General features: G+C 36.1%; 19 protein-coding genes, 1 pseudogene and 1 riboswitch. Of the genes and pseudogenes, 11 read left to right on the top strand and 9 right to left on the bottom strand.

Annotation, left to right across the window (positions count from 1 at the left end; all coding sequences use genetic code 11):
* Window positions 1–689: 689 nt before the first annotated feature.
* The 3 genes from PQ474_RS24605 to PQ474_RS24595 all read right to left on the bottom strand — a co-directional run bounded on the left by PQ474_RS24605 (window position 690) and on the right by PQ474_RS24595 (window position 1,716).
* Entirely contained in the window at window positions 690–926 is a 237-nt protein-coding gene (locus PQ474_RS24605) for a tyrosine-type recombinase/integrase (RefSeq protein WP_273848219.1), read from the bottom strand.
* Window positions 927–992: 66 nt separating this feature from the next.
* Window positions 993–1,214, bottom strand: coding sequence for a helix-turn-helix domain-containing protein (locus tag PQ474_RS24600; protein ID WP_273848218.1), 222 nt, complete (start codon window positions 1,212–1,214; stop codon window positions 993–995).
* A 10-nt stretch (window positions 1,215–1,224) separates the two neighbouring features.
* Window positions 1,225–1,716, bottom strand: a complete 492-nt coding sequence (locus PQ474_RS24595; RefSeq protein ID WP_273848217.1) for a DUF2975 domain-containing protein — start codon at window positions 1,714–1,716, stop codon at window positions 1,225–1,227.
* Window positions 1,717–2,120: 404 nt separating this feature from the next.
* Here PQ474_RS24595 and PQ474_RS24590 point away from each other — a divergent pair, with 404 nt between their 5' ends.
* The 3 genes from PQ474_RS24590 to PQ474_RS24580 all read left to right on the top strand — a co-directional run bounded on the left by PQ474_RS24590 (window position 2,121) and on the right by PQ474_RS24580 (window position 4,419).
* Window positions 2,121–2,258: a hypothetical protein gene (locus PQ474_RS24590; RefSeq protein WP_273848216.1), complete on the top strand. Its 138-nt coding sequence runs from the start codon at window positions 2,121–2,123 to the stop codon at window positions 2,256–2,258.
* A 100-nt stretch (window positions 2,259–2,358) separates the two neighbouring features.
* A complete protein-coding gene (locus PQ474_RS24585; protein ID WP_273848215.1) occupies window positions 2,359–3,927 on the top strand; it encodes a sodium/proline symporter in 1,569 nt (522 codons plus the stop codon).
* Window positions 3,928–3,933: 6 nt separating this feature from the next.
* Window positions 3,934–4,419 (top strand): hypothetical protein, encoded by a 486-nt coding sequence (locus PQ474_RS24580; RefSeq protein WP_273848214.1) that lies wholly within the window; start codon window positions 3,934–3,936, stop codon window positions 4,417–4,419.
* Between the two features lie 279 nt (window positions 4,420–4,698).
* Here the strand turns inward: PQ474_RS24580 and PQ474_RS24575 are convergent, their stop codons facing one another.
* Together PQ474_RS24575 and PQ474_RS24570 are read right to left on the bottom strand one after the other, a co-directional pair.
* Window positions 4,699–4,941: a hypothetical protein gene (locus PQ474_RS24575; protein ID WP_273848213.1), complete on the bottom strand. Its 243-nt coding sequence runs from the start codon at window positions 4,939–4,941 to the stop codon at window positions 4,699–4,701.
* A 1,091-nt stretch (window positions 4,942–6,032) separates the two neighbouring features.
* A complete protein-coding gene (locus PQ474_RS24570; RefSeq protein WP_273848212.1) occupies window positions 6,033–6,155 on the bottom strand; it encodes a hypothetical protein in 123 nt (40 codons plus the stop codon).
* 166 nt (window positions 6,156–6,321) lie between these two features.
* Between PQ474_RS24570 and PQ474_RS24565 the strand changes: the two genes are divergently transcribed.
* Window positions 6,322–7,209, top strand: coding sequence for a helix-turn-helix domain-containing protein (locus PQ474_RS24565; protein ID WP_273848211.1), 888 nt, complete (start codon window positions 6,322–6,324; stop codon window positions 7,207–7,209).
* Window positions 7,210–7,395: 186 nt separating this feature from the next.
* On the opposite strand, the gene PQ474_RS24560 is transcribed toward PQ474_RS24565, so the two are convergent.
* Both PQ474_RS24560 and PQ474_RS24555 read right to left on the bottom strand, forming a co-directional pair.
* Window positions 7,396–7,788, bottom strand: a complete 393-nt coding sequence (locus PQ474_RS24560; RefSeq protein WP_273848210.1) for a VanZ family protein — start codon at window positions 7,786–7,788, stop codon at window positions 7,396–7,398.
* A 168-nt stretch (window positions 7,789–7,956) separates the two neighbouring features.
* Window positions 7,957–8,082, bottom strand: coding sequence for a hypothetical protein (locus PQ474_RS24555; RefSeq protein WP_273848209.1), 126 nt, complete (start codon window positions 8,080–8,082; stop codon window positions 7,957–7,959).
* A gap of 316 nt (window positions 8,083–8,398) precedes the next feature.
* On the opposite strand from PQ474_RS24555, the gene PQ474_RS24550 reads away from it, so the two are divergent.
* Window positions 8,399–9,673, top strand: coding sequence for a C40 family peptidase (locus PQ474_RS24550; RefSeq protein WP_273848208.1), 1,275 nt, complete (start codon window positions 8,399–8,401; stop codon window positions 9,671–9,673).
* A 50-nt stretch (window positions 9,674–9,723) separates the two neighbouring features.
* Here the strand turns inward: PQ474_RS24550 and PQ474_RS24545 are convergent, their stop codons facing one another.
* Complete coding sequence (locus PQ474_RS24545) at window positions 9,724–9,849, bottom strand: hypothetical protein (protein WP_273848207.1); 126 nt, start codon at window positions 9,847–9,849, stop codon at window positions 9,724–9,726.
* A 47-nt stretch (window positions 9,850–9,896) separates the two neighbouring features.
* A riboswitch (cyclic di-GMP riboswitch) is annotated at window positions 9,897–9,984 on the bottom strand.
* Between the two features lie 791 nt (window positions 9,985–10,775).
* Here PQ474_RS24545 and PQ474_RS24540 point away from each other — a divergent pair.
* The 3 genes from PQ474_RS24540 (at window position 10,776) to PQ474_RS24530 (ending at window position 12,108) form a co-directional block, all read left to right on the top strand.
* Window positions 10,776–10,976, top strand: coding sequence for a hypothetical protein (locus tag PQ474_RS24540; RefSeq protein ID WP_273848206.1), 201 nt, complete (start codon window positions 10,776–10,778; stop codon window positions 10,974–10,976).
* Between the two features lie 650 nt (window positions 10,977–11,626).
* Window positions 11,627–11,776, top strand: a complete 150-nt coding sequence (locus tag PQ474_RS24535) for a hypothetical protein (RefSeq protein ID WP_273848205.1) — start codon at window positions 11,627–11,629, stop codon at window positions 11,774–11,776.
* A gap of 35 nt (window positions 11,777–11,811) precedes the next feature.
* Window positions 11,812–12,108, top strand: a complete 297-nt coding sequence (locus tag PQ474_RS24530) for an RNA polymerase sigma factor (protein ID WP_273848204.1) — start codon at window positions 11,812–11,814, stop codon at window positions 12,106–12,108.
* A gap of 118 nt (window positions 12,109–12,226) precedes the next feature.
* Here PQ474_RS24530 and PQ474_RS24525 read toward each other — a convergent pair.
* A pseudogene (locus PQ474_RS24525) lies at window positions 12,227–12,361 on the bottom strand (IS110 family RNA-guided transposase); the annotation flags it as partial.
* Between the two features lie 188 nt (window positions 12,362–12,549).
* On the opposite strand from PQ474_RS24525, the gene PQ474_RS24520 reads away from it, so the two are divergent.
* From PQ474_RS24520 to PQ474_RS24510, 3 genes are all read left to right on the top strand, one after another.
* Window positions 12,550–12,672, top strand: a complete 123-nt coding sequence (locus tag PQ474_RS24520; RefSeq protein ID WP_273848203.1) for a hypothetical protein — start codon at window positions 12,550–12,552, stop codon at window positions 12,670–12,672.
* Window positions 12,673–13,284: 612 nt separating this feature from the next.
* Window positions 13,285–13,776 carry a DUF4367 domain-containing protein gene (locus tag PQ474_RS24515; RefSeq protein ID WP_273848202.1) on the top strand — a complete coding sequence of 164 codons (492 nt, stop codon included), beginning with the start codon at window positions 13,285–13,287 and terminating at the stop codon, window positions 13,774–13,776.
* A 520-nt stretch (window positions 13,777–14,296) separates the two neighbouring features.
* Complete coding sequence (locus PQ474_RS24510; protein ID WP_273848201.1) at window positions 14,297–15,070, top strand: SDR family oxidoreductase; 774 nt, start codon at window positions 14,297–14,299, stop codon at window positions 15,068–15,070.
* Window positions 15,071–15,236 lie beyond the last annotated feature (166 nt).

Genomic DNA, 15,236 nt, shown 5'->3' with positions numbered 1-15,236 from the left:
AGTGGTCAGCAAGCAAAGCGCGGTAGGAGAAAAAGAAAATCTCAATTCAATGTGTCCATTTTCTTGACATAGTATCAAAATCTACATATTACAATCGGGAAAAATCCGAAATTGAAGGATTAATGTTATGGACTGGGAAAAGATAAGGAACGATTACTTGAGGTTCTTAGAAGACTTAACAAAATTTGAGTAAAGTATACGGTATTCAACATCCGTTAGTTTGCGGTTAAGCTTTGATTCAAAATGTTTAACAACTTCAGCAAAAGATAGCTTCATGGACAACACTCCTTTTTTCATAGTTACATTATGAAAAAACAAATAGAATGTGTGGATTATTTCCCATGAATAATAAATACATTCTTTTGGTAATTGTTAAAATGCATGGTCTATGACTGACAAATACTCTAAATAAACTAATTATCATGTGAGGGAATAATAAAAAAAGAATCCATTTTGAAAAGATTGATCAAAATGGATTCTTATCCAGCAGATTTATAAAAAAGTTTGATCATTTTCTACCTGCAAGGTCTGGCCAGTAAAAGTAGTACAATTGGCAAACCGTTCAGTAGCCCTTTAGGGTTTGGTTAGTAACAAAGGCTTTCAGCCGTAGAGCAAATCACCTTGTCACGGGTGGCTTTGATTGGTGCGCCCTACTTTTAGCAAATGAAAATTATTCACAAAAAATAGGATCATCTAAACAAATTTACTTTTTTTAAATGAACATGCGAATTATCCTGATGCACCCGTTCTAAGTATATATTAGTGGTTGAAATATCCGAATGGCCTGCCCAATCCTTTACCACTGCTAGAGGAACATCATTCTCCAGCAGAAGAGTTACAAACGTATGACGGAACCAGTGGGGGGTGACTTTTACATTTTTTCCTGCGATATGAACCGCTTCAAACAGGATAGGACCTGCTCCCAACCAAAACGAACGAGTTGTTTGAGTGCTCTCATGATTTGTGCCTCCATTTTCCCATGTTAAATATTCTTACTTTATGGTGTCTTCATCACTTCGGTATTCTAAAATATCTCCAGGCTGACATTCTAACGCCTTACAAATCGCCTCTAAAGTGGATAAGCGAATCGCTTTTGCCTTTCCGTTTTTCAATATAGAAAGGTTAGCCATGGTGATTCCAACCCTCTCCGAAAGTTCTGTTACGCTCATTTTCCTTTTAGCCAACATCACATCAATATTGATTATGATTGCCATGTCATTCACCTCAGACTATTAAGTCGTTCTCTGATTTTATTTCGATGGCTTCTTGTAAAAGTCTTTGAAGAACAGCCGCAAAGACAGCAATCACCAGGGGAGCAAAAATCATGACCATTCCGATGAGGATGAGACCCGGTGCGTCATCTACCTCCGCCATGATATAGATGAATGGTATGGCGATCACATACAAGCCACTGATTGTGATCGCACAGTTTTTGATTTTCTTTAGAGCTTTTACAGAAATGTGAGAGAAAGCTTGGTTCTTGTCAATATAGTTTAAAAGGGTAAAGGATTGATACAAAGCGAAGTAAAAGGGGATCGCCGAAACATACATAATCATTAAAATGCCATATACCACATAAGCCAAATGTGAACCTCTTTCTGCGGCTTCATTTGCTTCATTAGCTATCTGAGGCAACAAAAAGAGACACAACGCAAGAACGGGAATGCCAATAAAAATAACAGCTATCTTTAAAAAGAGTGTTGAACTTCGTTTCATAACAAGCACCTCGCTTATTTATTGTCAAATTGAACTTATCATATGATTTATCGTTTTACAATAAAAGTTTATTGATTTTAAGGATATTTTTACTTTTATATTTTAGGCGAAGAAAAAATCATCCCTCATTACAAAGAAATGCTCTATATAAATTAAAAGATTTCATTTAATGTTCAAACCAATTCCTAAATCTGTTTGACACTTTGTCTAATGTAATATAAGTCATTTTTATCTAGAATAGAGTTATATGACCTGAAATACCAATATTAACCAACGAGTGACTGAGCTGTTCATGAGTCACTTGGCTTAGGAGTGAAGTAAAAAAGCACAGAATCATGATAAGCAAGCAAAACGGAGAAAGTCTAAAAAGGTTCTAAATTCTCATATTAGAAAGGGGTCATAACATGTTAAATCTTCCTGCTGAAACGTTTTGGTTGTTAGTCCCTTGGCCGTTTATCTGGATGGTCCTTGCTATTGTTTTATATTTTAAATTAAAAAGAGAAGATGAACTTGAAGAACAAGAAATAGAAGGGGAAAAATAAAGCAGAGCACTACGAGTCATAGGAAAAACCATCACCATACTTCTTGATTTCGATATTCAAATGAATGCGGTTCTATTTTGATAGGAAGAGAGGTTTTGAGATGAGATTGGATGGAATGATATTTATCGGCTACTTATTGATTTTATTAGCAGTGGGGTTATGGTTTTCAAGAAAGGCGTCAAAATCGGTTGATAATTACTTATTAGGCGGCAGAAGCTTAGGTCCTGCTGTAACCGCATTAACCATGCAAAGCAGTTCGATGAGTGGATATATGTTTATGGGTGGTCCAGCCTTAGCGTTTCAACAAGGGTGGTATGCGTTATGGTACGCCATTGGTGATGCTGGGGGTTCGATAATTAACTTGTCCGTACTCGGGAAAAGAATGCGGAGAATGTCTGAAATTCTTGGGGCGCTTTCACCGATTGAATATCTTGAAAAACGTTTTGAAAGTCCGTCGATTCGCGTGGTGGGATCGATCATTTCCATTATTTTTTTAATGGCTTACGTCTTTGCACAGTTTATCGCCTCTGGAAAAGCATTGACGATGTTAACGGGAATGCCTTATGAAATCTGCCTGCTGATCGGTGTTAGCGTCATTATCTCGTATACAGTAGCCGGGGGCTATTTAGCTGTCGTCTGGACCGACTTTATCCAAGGGATCATCATGGTAGTCGGGGTGGTTGGAATTGCCATTATGGCTTTTGTGCAAATGGGCGGATTATCGAATTTAAATGAAGCGGTTGCTGCCATTGATCCAACATACTTAAGTGTGTGGGGAAAAGATCTCGTTTACTACGGGCAATGGGGAGTCGTACTCGGTGCCATTTTAATTTATGCCATTGGTTATATGGGGCTTCCTCACGTCGTTGTTCGCCATATGTCCATGAAAAGCACGAAAACGGTCAAGGGAGCCATCCTTTACTCTGCCACTTGGAACCAGCTGTTTACCTTTACGCCTTATTTATTAGGGATTGTCGCTCTCGTCATGCTACCGAATATCGCTGACCCTGAAATGGTCATCCCGGAGCTTGCTTATATGGTATTCCCAGGCATTTTTGCCGCCCTTTTATTGTCGGCGATCATGGCCGCGATTATGTCGACATCCGACTCGGTATTAATGCAAGCAGGAACGATTTTATCCCGTGATATTTACCAGCGGTTTATCGATAAAAGCGCCAGCCAGAAAAAGATGGTCCTCGTCTCGCGCCTCTGCATATTAATGGGAGGAATCGTCGGTGTGGTTGTGGCCATTTATGAACCACCTTCTGTCTTTGCGCTTGTCGTCTTCGCTTTTGGAGTTCTTGGCAATAGTTTCATGATTCCATATATCGCTTCCGTGTACTCAAAAAATACGACGAATGTGGGGGCTTTGTCGGCCATGATTGCCGGTGGTCTAACCAATGTGATCTGGACAGTCGGCGAATTAGAAGCCGTAACGGCCATTCACCCATTTCTAGCAGGATTGCTTCTGTCTATTGTAGGATTGGTGATGGGGAATCGATTTGGTCGTACCCCTTCTCAAAAAATCCAAGAGGCTTTTGAACAAGCGAAAGGCCCGCGTCACTTATCTCGCACGCTTCAAAAAAACATCTCACGTGAACTTTCACCAGAAGCCAAAAACATCTCAGAATTTTACCGTAAAAATCAAGTCGATCTCTTAAAGGGGTAAACAGAGATGGAACAAGTGCTCATTCAAACCCAAACCTTTGAAGCAAACGAAATTGTAAAACTTTTAAAAAGCATCGACCGCAACTTACCATATACATTGGAAGGCTTAGTTTACTATCCTTATTACCTCTTTGAATTTAAAATGAACGCTAAAGGATTAATGAGGTTAAAAGGCAATATCGGTTGTACCGTCGATTCGATTAGTGGACGAGGCGCCATGATTGATCAAAAACCATCTTTATATAGAGGGGAAATCCCAGAGAAAGACGGCTTGCGCCCATCACTAACGGTTGAAGCCGCCTACGATAAAGCTAACGAATATCTTTTCCACACGGCTTCACTTAAACTGAAGTTCGTGTCCATGCCGCAAGTACAATTGGTCAATCAAGCACTGTTTTACCGTCCATTTTGGATTGTCACTCCTAGCCATAAGGAAGAAGGCTATCCCAACTTAATGGTTGACGGGATTTCAGGAACCTATCATCCTATTTGATTGTGACGAGCGTCTGTCTCTGTTGGGCAGATTCTCTTCCTCTGCCCAACAAGTATTTTGTTCTGAGATCATTATTAAGCCACATCTAAATCAGAAACGGTTATATTGCCTCTCTATTACGTAACAAAAGTGATAAAAAAGCACCTCGGAACATAGAGGTGCTACTATTTCTATAATGGATCTTGTTCATCAAAAATTGCTTCAGAGTTTTAGCAGAATAACATGCATCGATCTTGTGCTACATTCAATCACTTAATGAGTGGTTGTTTGGCACTTTGGTTATTTTGTGGTTGTGGTTGTAGTTGTGATGGAGGTTACTCCTTGTTGTGACTGTTGTGTAGTTTGTTGCTGTTGCTGTTGTTGAGCTTGTTGAAGTTGCTGTTGAGCCTGCTGCACGGCTTGTTGAGCTTGTTGAAGCTGCTGTTGATTCCCAGCCGATTGGGCCTGCTGTGCCGCTTGCTCTGCTTGTTGTAAAGCTTGTTCAGCTGACTGTAATGATTGGTTTTGATTTTGTTGATTCATAAGTAATAGCCTCCAGATTATTATTTGAGGACGTTAAGCCCCGATGGTTATCATGCACGTATACCTTTATTTATATTCTTATAACATCATTGAATTTTGTTTAAACTACTTAATGATCCGCAACACAGCATAAGCCATAGGAGAAGTATGATTCTTCCAAACAATGATCCGTCTTATGATTAAACGAACCTGCACCTTGTCGTTAGTTGAACCTTAGCATCGCAAGCATAACGCGAATAGCCGTTTAACACCCTAAATGGCAGCAATCTGCTCCACAGACAAGAGCGACTTTGTTTGTCATTTATCTATTAGGACAGGAAAAGACTTTACTAAAATCAACAAAAAAAGAGATCCTCATATCTATGGTCATTAGTATCACGTTTGTCCTATTTTTCCTTAACGCTACGGCATCCCCTAAGCTAACTTCGATGCTCCCCAAGCATGTAACAACTGATGACAGTTCTAGTATAAGTTTTTCTGCCTCTTTTTTACCCTTTTTTATCATAAAACCTTGAATGGCCCTACTCCACCACCTACTGTAGTACGTAGTCATTTAATAGTTTAAGGGTATGACTAGTGCATAATCCTCTAAATCTATGAAGATATTCATATAGTAAAAAAACAATAGATTTCAATGTTACTAGGTGTTAAGTTGAAATGATTACGTCTCTTCCTTTTTTATTTAGGACCTACCGTTATCAGTAAAAGCCTCTCCTGATACAGTCGAACTAGTTGTGTTCATAGTAAAAGATCCAGATATCTTAGTAAACGACCTAGATTTCGAAAAAATTATTTTTTTATGAACAAGTATGTTCCAAGAGGTATATAATAGAGGGTACCCATTTAACAGATAAAATAGTTGAATACGATGAACCTCACTTTGTCTTTGAAGATAAAGAGGATCATACACCTATTTTCTTCAGTGGGGAACGTAAGACAAAAAAATTACTCCCTTTTACAAATTTCTAAAGAGAAAACAATAGATCCATAATCGTAACAATCGTTGTAGAAATAAGAATAAAAAATAAACCTATTCATAACTTAATGATCTAAGTAAAATGAATAGGTTTATTTACTTATTCTTTTTTAGATCAATGATGAAATGGTAATTCGTTAGTCTGAAAATCTTCTAACGTATTGGTTAAATCTGGATAAATGAACGAAAGTGATAACGTCATGGTTACTAATATTAGAATTAATTTCAATTTTTTCATTGTCATATTCTCCTTTTTCTTTTATAAATACATCATAGTGAATACTCATATATTCTGCGTTTTCAGGCTAGTTGAGTAGAAGAGGATAAACGAGTTACCAAGCCTGTAATAACTGTTTTTAAACATAATTATTAATATATTAATATTTCTGAAAGGAGTCGAAATGATGACGACAGGTATGCTAACTGTTGGTGAAAAGGTAAAACAACTAAGGAAGAGTTTAAAGCTTTCACAAATAGAATTGGCTAGCGGAATTTGTCACCAATCGTTAATAAGTCATATTGAAAAAGGAAGAACCATTCCTACGGTTTATGTTCTAAATCAAATTGCCATTAAGTTAGGGGTGGATATGACTTATTTCTTGAACGTATTATCTACTGAAAATGAATATTACATTAGCGCATTTAAAAGTTTGGTTCAATTAGAAGTTCGAAATAGAAACTATGAAAACCTTAAAAAACTATTAGAGTCTGAACAAAATAATCCTTTATTTAATTCAACCGAACTTCAGTTGTTTATCAAATGGCACATGGGGATTTGTATTTATTACTTGGATTCAGATCCTGTAATTTCCATCAAAGTACTCAAAGATTCATTAGATGAATCTTTAAACAATAAATCTGTAACTATGACTCATGTAGAAATGCTAAATAGTTTGGGAATCATCTATGCAGAAATTAATGATATTCAATCTGCTATAACGATTTTTAAAGAAGCCTTAAATACGATAAAGAAATTGCCTGTTTTATTGGATAAATCAATCCAATTAAAAGTTTATTATAATTATGCAAAGGTCTTAACAAGAAATAATCAATTAAGAGAGTCATTACGGATCTGTGAGAAAGGAATCAATCTAGCGATAAAAATACGTTCGTTAGTATGTCTAGGAGAGTTATATTATCAAATTGGTTATAATTATTCGTTTATGAATAAAAAGGCTAATGCTTATGATTTTTATAAGATTGCAAAGGGCATTTTTATAGCAGAAAGAAATGATCTCATGGTGAAATGTATTAGGGAAAAACTGAAGGAGTTTGAAAAAAGTAATAGATAACATCCGATAAGCGTGGGTCATTGTTAGGAGTAAGGTCTAATCCGACTTTATATTTTTCATAATTTTGTTTTATTCATAATAAGAGTTCATAGGGGAAACAAAAAAAGATACTAATATCTATGCTCATTAGTATCCCATTTGTCCTATTTTTCTACCTCACAACCGACCCCGCTCATGTTTGAATTGTCACGCTTTTCTTCTCTGTACCCCATATACAACAAGTAAAGCAAGGAGGGCACCGATTGAATCAATGGCCACATCTGATACTAAACCAGAGCGTTCCGGTATAAAGGACTGATGCCATTCATCGATGGCTCCGTAAAGAGTGGCAAGTAACCAAGCAAAGAGATATCGCTTTTCCTTGCCTTCTAATGCCAGCCAAAAAAAGATCGCTAATAATCCAAATGCCGTAAGATGAACCAATTTCCTTGCATAGTAGTTTAAGATAGCAGAATCAAATAAAGGATTCGTTAATAGTTCTTCCGTTGCATCCCCCGTAAAAAAGGGCTGTCTAGTGGCTATGGCAATACCGATGCACCAAAGAAGCGCAGCGCACCACCAAAGTCTAGTCTTCGTCATGATCATCACCCAAAGACGATTATACATGATTATTTGTTAAAAGCTTAACCATATACTTTATACAATAAAAAGCCACGGTTCCCACATAAGTGAGATGCCCCTGGCTGTAATGAAATTCCATTCGTAATGACTAGCTAGTTAGTCATTACGGATAGAATCCTATGAAGGTTAACCGATCTTCTTTAACTCTCCACGCCAAAATTTGATGTAATAGCGGTCTTCCGTATCTTTTAAAAGTTTCTCTCCAATGAGAGCAAGTGGGGTCCATACTGGTTTGACACTGATTAAAGGCATCTCTCACAACTCCAATCTACCAAAATAATAAACTCTATATACATCGTACGTTTCTTTATAACTAGTATTATAAGACTCTTTTCGTTCTTGATCAAGAACGAAAAGAGTCTTAGTTTGTCAACTTTAGTCGAATGAGGAAAAAGTGCGGGGTTCTTTGGAAGTTATTGTGGATATCTAAAATAAAAAAGAATCGTTTCGATCTGAAAAAACAGTGAATCTGACAAAATAGTATAAGAAAATGACTAGTAAATCTATCCAATGCAAGGTAGAATTAAGAAAAAGTTGGTATTTTGGTGAAAGAGGAGGTCTTCTGTAGATGATAGAAGCGTCAACAGTTCGAAAGGTTGTCATTTCTTCTACATTTGCGACGGGAATTATACTAGCCACTCCCCTCGTTGCAGATGCAGCACTCGGTGATCAAACCCTACGTGTAGGGATGACTGATACAGATGTAAGAGATTTACAGGATGCACTAGCGAAAAAGGGATTCTTTAACTTTGGGAATTCAACTGGTTATTATGGTTCCATCACGGAGAGTGCAGTTAGAGAGTTTCAAAGAAAGAATCGTTTACAGGTGGACGGGATAGCGGGTCCACAAACATTATCGACTTTATTAGCTCAAATGGGCGGACAAGCTCCTACGAAAACTTCAACGACAACGTCTACTGGAAGTAACTCTACGAACTCGACTATCCAAGGGATGTTAAGATTCGGTTCAAAAGGAACCCAGGTGGAACAACTTCAACAGAAACTAAAGCAAAAAGGGTTTTATACCCATACGATTACGGGGCAATTTGGCCAAATGACAGAAGCAGCTGTTCGTAACTTTCAACGTGCGAATGGACTACAAGTCGATGGAATTGCGGGTCCACAAACGATTGCTCAATTAATTAATGAACCATTACCTGAGCAGACAAACTCTAATCATTCAGTTACGAGTTCCCTTCTACGTGTTGGAAATAGTGGAGCAGCGGTTACCAATCTTCAAGCACAGCTTCGTTCAGTTGGTCTCTTTGACCGCGAACCTACAGGCTATTACGGGCAAGAAACGGCGACTTCAGTGCGAAGCTTTCAACGTTTACATAACTTAGCAGTTGACGGGGTAGCAGGTCCCAATACGATTAAGAAATTACAAGAGGTGGCAACCAATCCATCAGCAACTAAGACCACTACCGCTCAAGCTAGTAAATCAACAACAGCTGAGCCATCGCGCTCAGGCAGTGGCAGTGCCGCACTTGTGACCAACTTAGTAGCCGAAGCAGCGACTTATATTGGTGTTCCTTACCTTTGGGGAGGACAAACGACAGCGGGGTTTGACTGCAGTGGCTTGATTCAGTATGTGTTTAGACAACAAGGCCTTTCGATTCCACGTACCGTTGCCCAGCAATGGAATGCAGGGAAATCGGTCGATAAACTGGCTGTAGGAGACATTGTCTTCTTTGAGACGGTTTCAAAGGGACCATCTCATAATGGAATTTATATTGGAAATAATCAATTCGTTCACAGCGGTTCGTCCACAGGTGTAACGATTGCAAGTATGAACAATAGCTACTGGGCGCCTCGTTATCTAGGAGCGAAGCGACTACACTAGTAAAAAAGGATTCGCTCAAATGATTTGAGAGAATCCTTTTTTTGATGAACCTATAGGTTTCCAAGTAATACAGATAAGGCAACCGCTACTGAAATACCCATAATGGATAAGACTAAGGTGATTATGAACTTCTTGATTTGTTTTTTGCGGTGAAGCTGTTCGGGTGTTAAAAACATTTGATATCATCCTCCAACAAAATAATGGAGCACACAAGGACGCTCTTTTCGGCAGCTGGCTGGCATAGTGGCTTGGCCAATGAAGCCCCTATAGCTTTGCGTCATCAACTTTCGCTGACTTTGCTCTTTCGTATGACTCACATCATATATCGACACGTTCTGACAAATGTTTATAAAAATGATAAAAAAAGAGGCGCTACTACCCATAACGGATTCCGTTTCCTATCGCTAAACGTTTCTGGAATAAGAATTGCGCTCTTTCTTTATGTATAGGGCCAGATTGTGGAACAAGCTTCTTCAACTATTAGGCAGGTTTCTACAATAAGGGGATTTTTTTAACACTTTAATCCCAAAAATTAAATGGAATAAGGGTTAAGATTTGAATAGAAATAGAATAGGTCAAAACGTATTTAAGAATTGTATGGATAGTGAAAAAGGAGGTGGGAAACGGAAATGTTGACAGCTCCTGTTTTTGCCTTCTTGCGCTAACGAAGCAGAATTCTTGAAGAAGACTGAATAAAAGAGATAACTCGATTTAAAGAGAATAAGAAGGGGAGTAAAATGAATATATACTGTAAATGTTAAAATTTAGAAAAGGAAGGTGTAGATTTGTTAAGAACAGTATTTGTAGGTCTACTATCATTTACCATTGTAAGCAGTTTACTTTTATTGATTGGATATTTGTTTGAAATTAAATTGTTCATGTTTAGTTTTTACGAAGAAACTTCAACTGGGTTTGAAGCAGGAGGTTCAGTAATACCTTTTATTCTCGGATTAATTTGTAGCTATTTTATCGGTAATTACTATCAAAAAAGACAACATAGTAATTAAGCTCTAACGGGTAGCATTAATTGAAGTTCCTTCAATTGTTGAAGTACGGGCAGGTTTGCATAAAAGTACAGTCAATAAGAGGGGAGGAAAATTGTATGTTAATTGGTTTGATGCAAGGTATAGGTATATTCTATTATTGGACTTGGTTTGTCTGGCCATTTGTTTTTATTTTTTCATTGGTTTATGCAATTTCTTCTTTAGTAAAAGACGATACAGCATCGATAAAACCAGCCATTGTTGCTTCCATATCCCTTTTAATAATTCTGGCTGGTATCACTGCTCCTAATTTTAATTGATTATTTGTATGAGGTAGATTAGAGCTTAACATTAAGCATTTATTTAGACTTCATTCATATTTTATGTTTAAAAAAATGTGAAGGGATGCATTTAAATTAATGGGCGGCGATGCTTTAACAAGAAAGGTTAGTTGAATAAGGTAATATTTGGGTTAAGATAGATATAAGTAGAAAAGTTAATAACAAGGGGGATTTTTTGGAGGAAAATATTGGGGATGTAGATTTTTTTAAACGAGTAGTAAAAAGACTTTGCAAAAAAACAATATTTCCCCTCAGAAACCTAAATTTGAAATCATCGAGAACGTAATGGTTATTAGTATTAAGAACCATTTAAAAGATGGAGTAGACTTAATAAGTTTTAATATTTTAAAACGTATTTACCGAACAATTGGACCTTTAGAAGAGAGCTGAACAAACAAGAAATAGAATTATTAAGGCTTATGCAAGTGTCAAGGCATTTTATTTTGATTATAGCAATGAAATGAATACCATTTGGCGATGAATTATTTTACTAAGTTTTTATTGTTTTTACTGAGGTATGCAAAGTTATCAGTACACTAATAAAGTAATAAGGTTTACTTCAGTAAAATAAGGTATATTATATTTGTTGAATAGATTCTCTTTAAAGACAAGAAAAGTAGGTGAACAAAGTGGGAAAATATCAATTGGATGCCAAAGGTCAGGTAGCTGTGACAAAATTTCATGAAAAACAGACGCTTGCCAAATTTGATAAAAAGCAGCAACTTGAAAAAATACGTGCGGAGTATTTGAAAAAGAAGCAAAAACAAACAGATAAATAATATGAATGAAAACATAGGAAGACTAAAATCTCCCTATGTTTTTCTTATTCGAAGTTCTTTTTTCGATTGATGATCATCGCTTCTGGAATAATTTTGCGAATGACCAAGATACAGAATCTCGTGTCTTAAATATTGTAATGAATCATGAAATCACCATTACTTTAGAACGTATACAAGAAGTCTTTAAACAACTTCTTGTATTAAAATATGAATTTGAACTTAGTTATAGAGAAATCTCATTATTACTGGGAATGAAGGAAGAAACGATTAGGACATATTTATTTAGGGCAAGAAAAGAATTTCAAAAGAAGTGGAGGTATCTACATGAATGAACACTCAGAGGATTTTTTTGATGAGAAGCAGATAAAAAAGGTAAAATGAAGACGATATTAACAATTATATTCGTTTCTTTCATTGTATTCGTTATTCTAAACATAGCCCATTTTGCCATTTTGTCTTTTTTACTTGGACATTGTGGGTATGAAGCTGCTTGAATTCAGGGTTATTGATGATAAGACTCATGGCCGCTAAATACATGAAACACCGCAACCGAGATCTTCCACGTTAAGAGATGACAATTTGTCCGAAAAGCCTTCACATTTGGAGTGAGAGCTTCCGTACATGGTTAATTGATTTATTCTATAGAGTTCGTGATGAACCATGTAATACATAATTTTCAAAAAAAGGAATAACCATTCATGTGAAATAATACACTATATCTTATTGTGTTATGTCAAATTTTGGCTACTACAAAAGAGAAGGAGTGTTTTTCCATGAAACCAACTTTTGCAGAAATTGTTAAACTTTTTGAATCAAAGCTTAAACGCAAGTTAACTGATGCTGAATACCGTGTACTTTACTCAAATTTTGTTAAGTCTTCTCAAAACCTCAAGTAAGCTCTACTTAATCATTCCAGTTCATTGCATTAACTCTTCCGTGTAATCGTCAAATAATCCCCATCTTTAGGTGGGGATTATTTGACGATTACGTTTTATGACAAAAAAATTCTCCAAAATGAATTTTACAAAAGTACTAGGGATAGGTTCACTTACTGTCCCCTCTAACTATCTTGTAACTGCCGATAGTTTTTCATCAAAAGTATATTTAGCCATAAAAAAACTGCACCTCCAATTGTTAGTTGTGTCTAACAATCGGGGTGCAGTTCACAATCGGGCGCTTTTCTGAAATAAGGAAAACGTCTTTCTTCATGAAAAAGGCCAGATTGTTGAGTAACTCAATTTTAAAATAAATGAATATTTTAGAAGAGATTGTGAAGAAGTGCACTTAAACTATAGAGCAGGTTAATTCGGTATAAAAGGGAGGGGAACAGAATGACAAAAAGAGGAGCTCTGGTGTCGCTTTTATTGCAATCTCTGCATTGACTTAAGCCTTCTCTCTTAAAATTAAAGTATGAGTATGAGCGATTGAGCTGGAAAATACCACCACTACTTTTAAATGTAATGCTGACTTATAATAATTTTAAAAATAAAATTTCTAGGTGGTAAAATTTGATTCGTATTCCTAAACTCAGTAGAAAGAATTGGATAATTTTCATATTTTCTTTATTAGTCATTGGTTATTTAATTTTTCTCTCACCGCTTAATAAATCTGATAGAACTTGGTATAAAGATTTAGAAGAAGCACTTGTCGCGGTCCCTTTTGAAACGAAAGCTCTTTATGATGTACCTGAATCTGTTATATTTGACCGTGCTGTTATTTTAGGTGAGGGAAAAAGGGATAGCATCATACGTTTTTTTTATTCAAAAAATGATGAATTTTATTTTGTTATAGATGCTTCTTTAATGGAAATGGGATTCTTTTATTATTTTTCAGTAGAACCAATAATGATAAATCAGAACCAAGGTTATATTGGACGTTCGGTAGAAAATGAAGATATTAAAATTATTTGGGTTGATGATGGAGTGAGTTATAGTATTGAAAATATTGGTTCAGATATAAGTGAAGAAGAAATGCTTCAAATAGCAGCTTCTATTAAGTAGTTTTATTATCATCAATTTGGAATTGAAGCGTCTCAATATGAGGATAATGTTAAACTTTTATTTTTTGCTAACGGAGGCTTTACTAAAATAACTAAGGAGCCATTTTTTGTAGCTTTTTTGCAATTTCAATATTCCGCAATCGGGTGCGAGAGTGGAACAAGGAGTTGTCAATGCTACTGCTCCTTCTCTTATTGAAGGTCAGGTTACTTGAATTAGAACAACATCAAATTACACTTAAATTTAATTTTGTGATATTTTCCTTTTTTTGTTAAAATAAAATAGTGGAGATATATTGAAAGGGGATAAAGATTCTAATGTGGATGAACTTGTAATGATTAGAAATTGGATAGATTAATTTTTACTCTCATTGACTATCTATAATCATTCAAGGACTGCATTGTTTGGTTTCAAAAACCCTTTTTAAAGGATGGATATCTTTTGTGTGTCTGGCTTTTTAGTGGGACAATTATATCTCCTGTTGACCTTATTTATGCGTCCTTCATTTTGGAGGAATATTATAATGAACCAATTAAAAGATAAAATTGCAATTATTACAGGTGTAAGCCGTCTGAAAGGGATTGGAGCAGCTATTTGTAAGGAGTTAGCTGAAACGAGTTATCATATCTTTTTTACTTATTGGACGGAATATGATAAAAAAATGCCTTGGAGTATTAAATTAGATGAACCATTAAAGTTAAAAGAAGAATTAATGCAAAAAGGAGTTAAGGTGTCATGTATGGAGTTAGATTTAACTGAACAAGATGCACCTGAACGACTTCTAATAAGTGTTGTTGACCAACTTGGCTATCCTGATATTTTAATTAATAACGCAGCATACTCAACTAACAACGATTTTTCTAATTTGACTGCCGAAGTATTAGATAAACATTACATGGTAAATGTTCGTGCGACGACATTATTGAGTGGTATATTTGCTCAAAGGTTTGATAAGAAATCTGGTGGAAGAATAGTCAATATTACTTCAGGTCAGTTTCAAGGACCAATGCCTGGTGAGTTAGCATATGCAACAACAAAGGGAGCTGTTGATGCTCTAACTATTACATTGTCGGCTGAACTAGCCCCGTTAGGTATAACAGTCAATGCAATAAATCCAGGTCCAACTGATACTGGCTGGATGACAGAGGAAATAAAAACTCAATTAAAACCGATGTTTCCTTTTGGTAGAATGGGGGAACCGAAAGATGTTGCAAAAACCATTAAATTTCTAGTGAGTGATGAAGCAGATTGGATTACAGGTCAGATTATTCATTCAGAAGGTGGATTTAAAAGATAAACTATACAAAAGGCTCTTACCTTGGAGCCTTTTTGTTGTATTAAATAGTAGCATAGATATGAGTTTGTGAACTATTGTACTTAAAGTAACGGGTGCTAATGTTTAATAAGAAGAACTATCGCAACGCACCAATTAAATTAGTAAATGGGGAGATGGAATATGGGGT

The sequence above is a fragment of the Halalkalibacter alkalisediminis genome, from assembly GCF_028610705.1.
Lineage (GTDB): Bacteria > Bacillota > Bacilli > Bacillales > Bacillaceae_D > Halalkalibacter > Halalkalibacter alkalisediminis.
The sequence above is the reverse complement of the archived record's forward strand: the minus strand, read 5'-3'. Positions and strand labels throughout refer to the sequence as shown.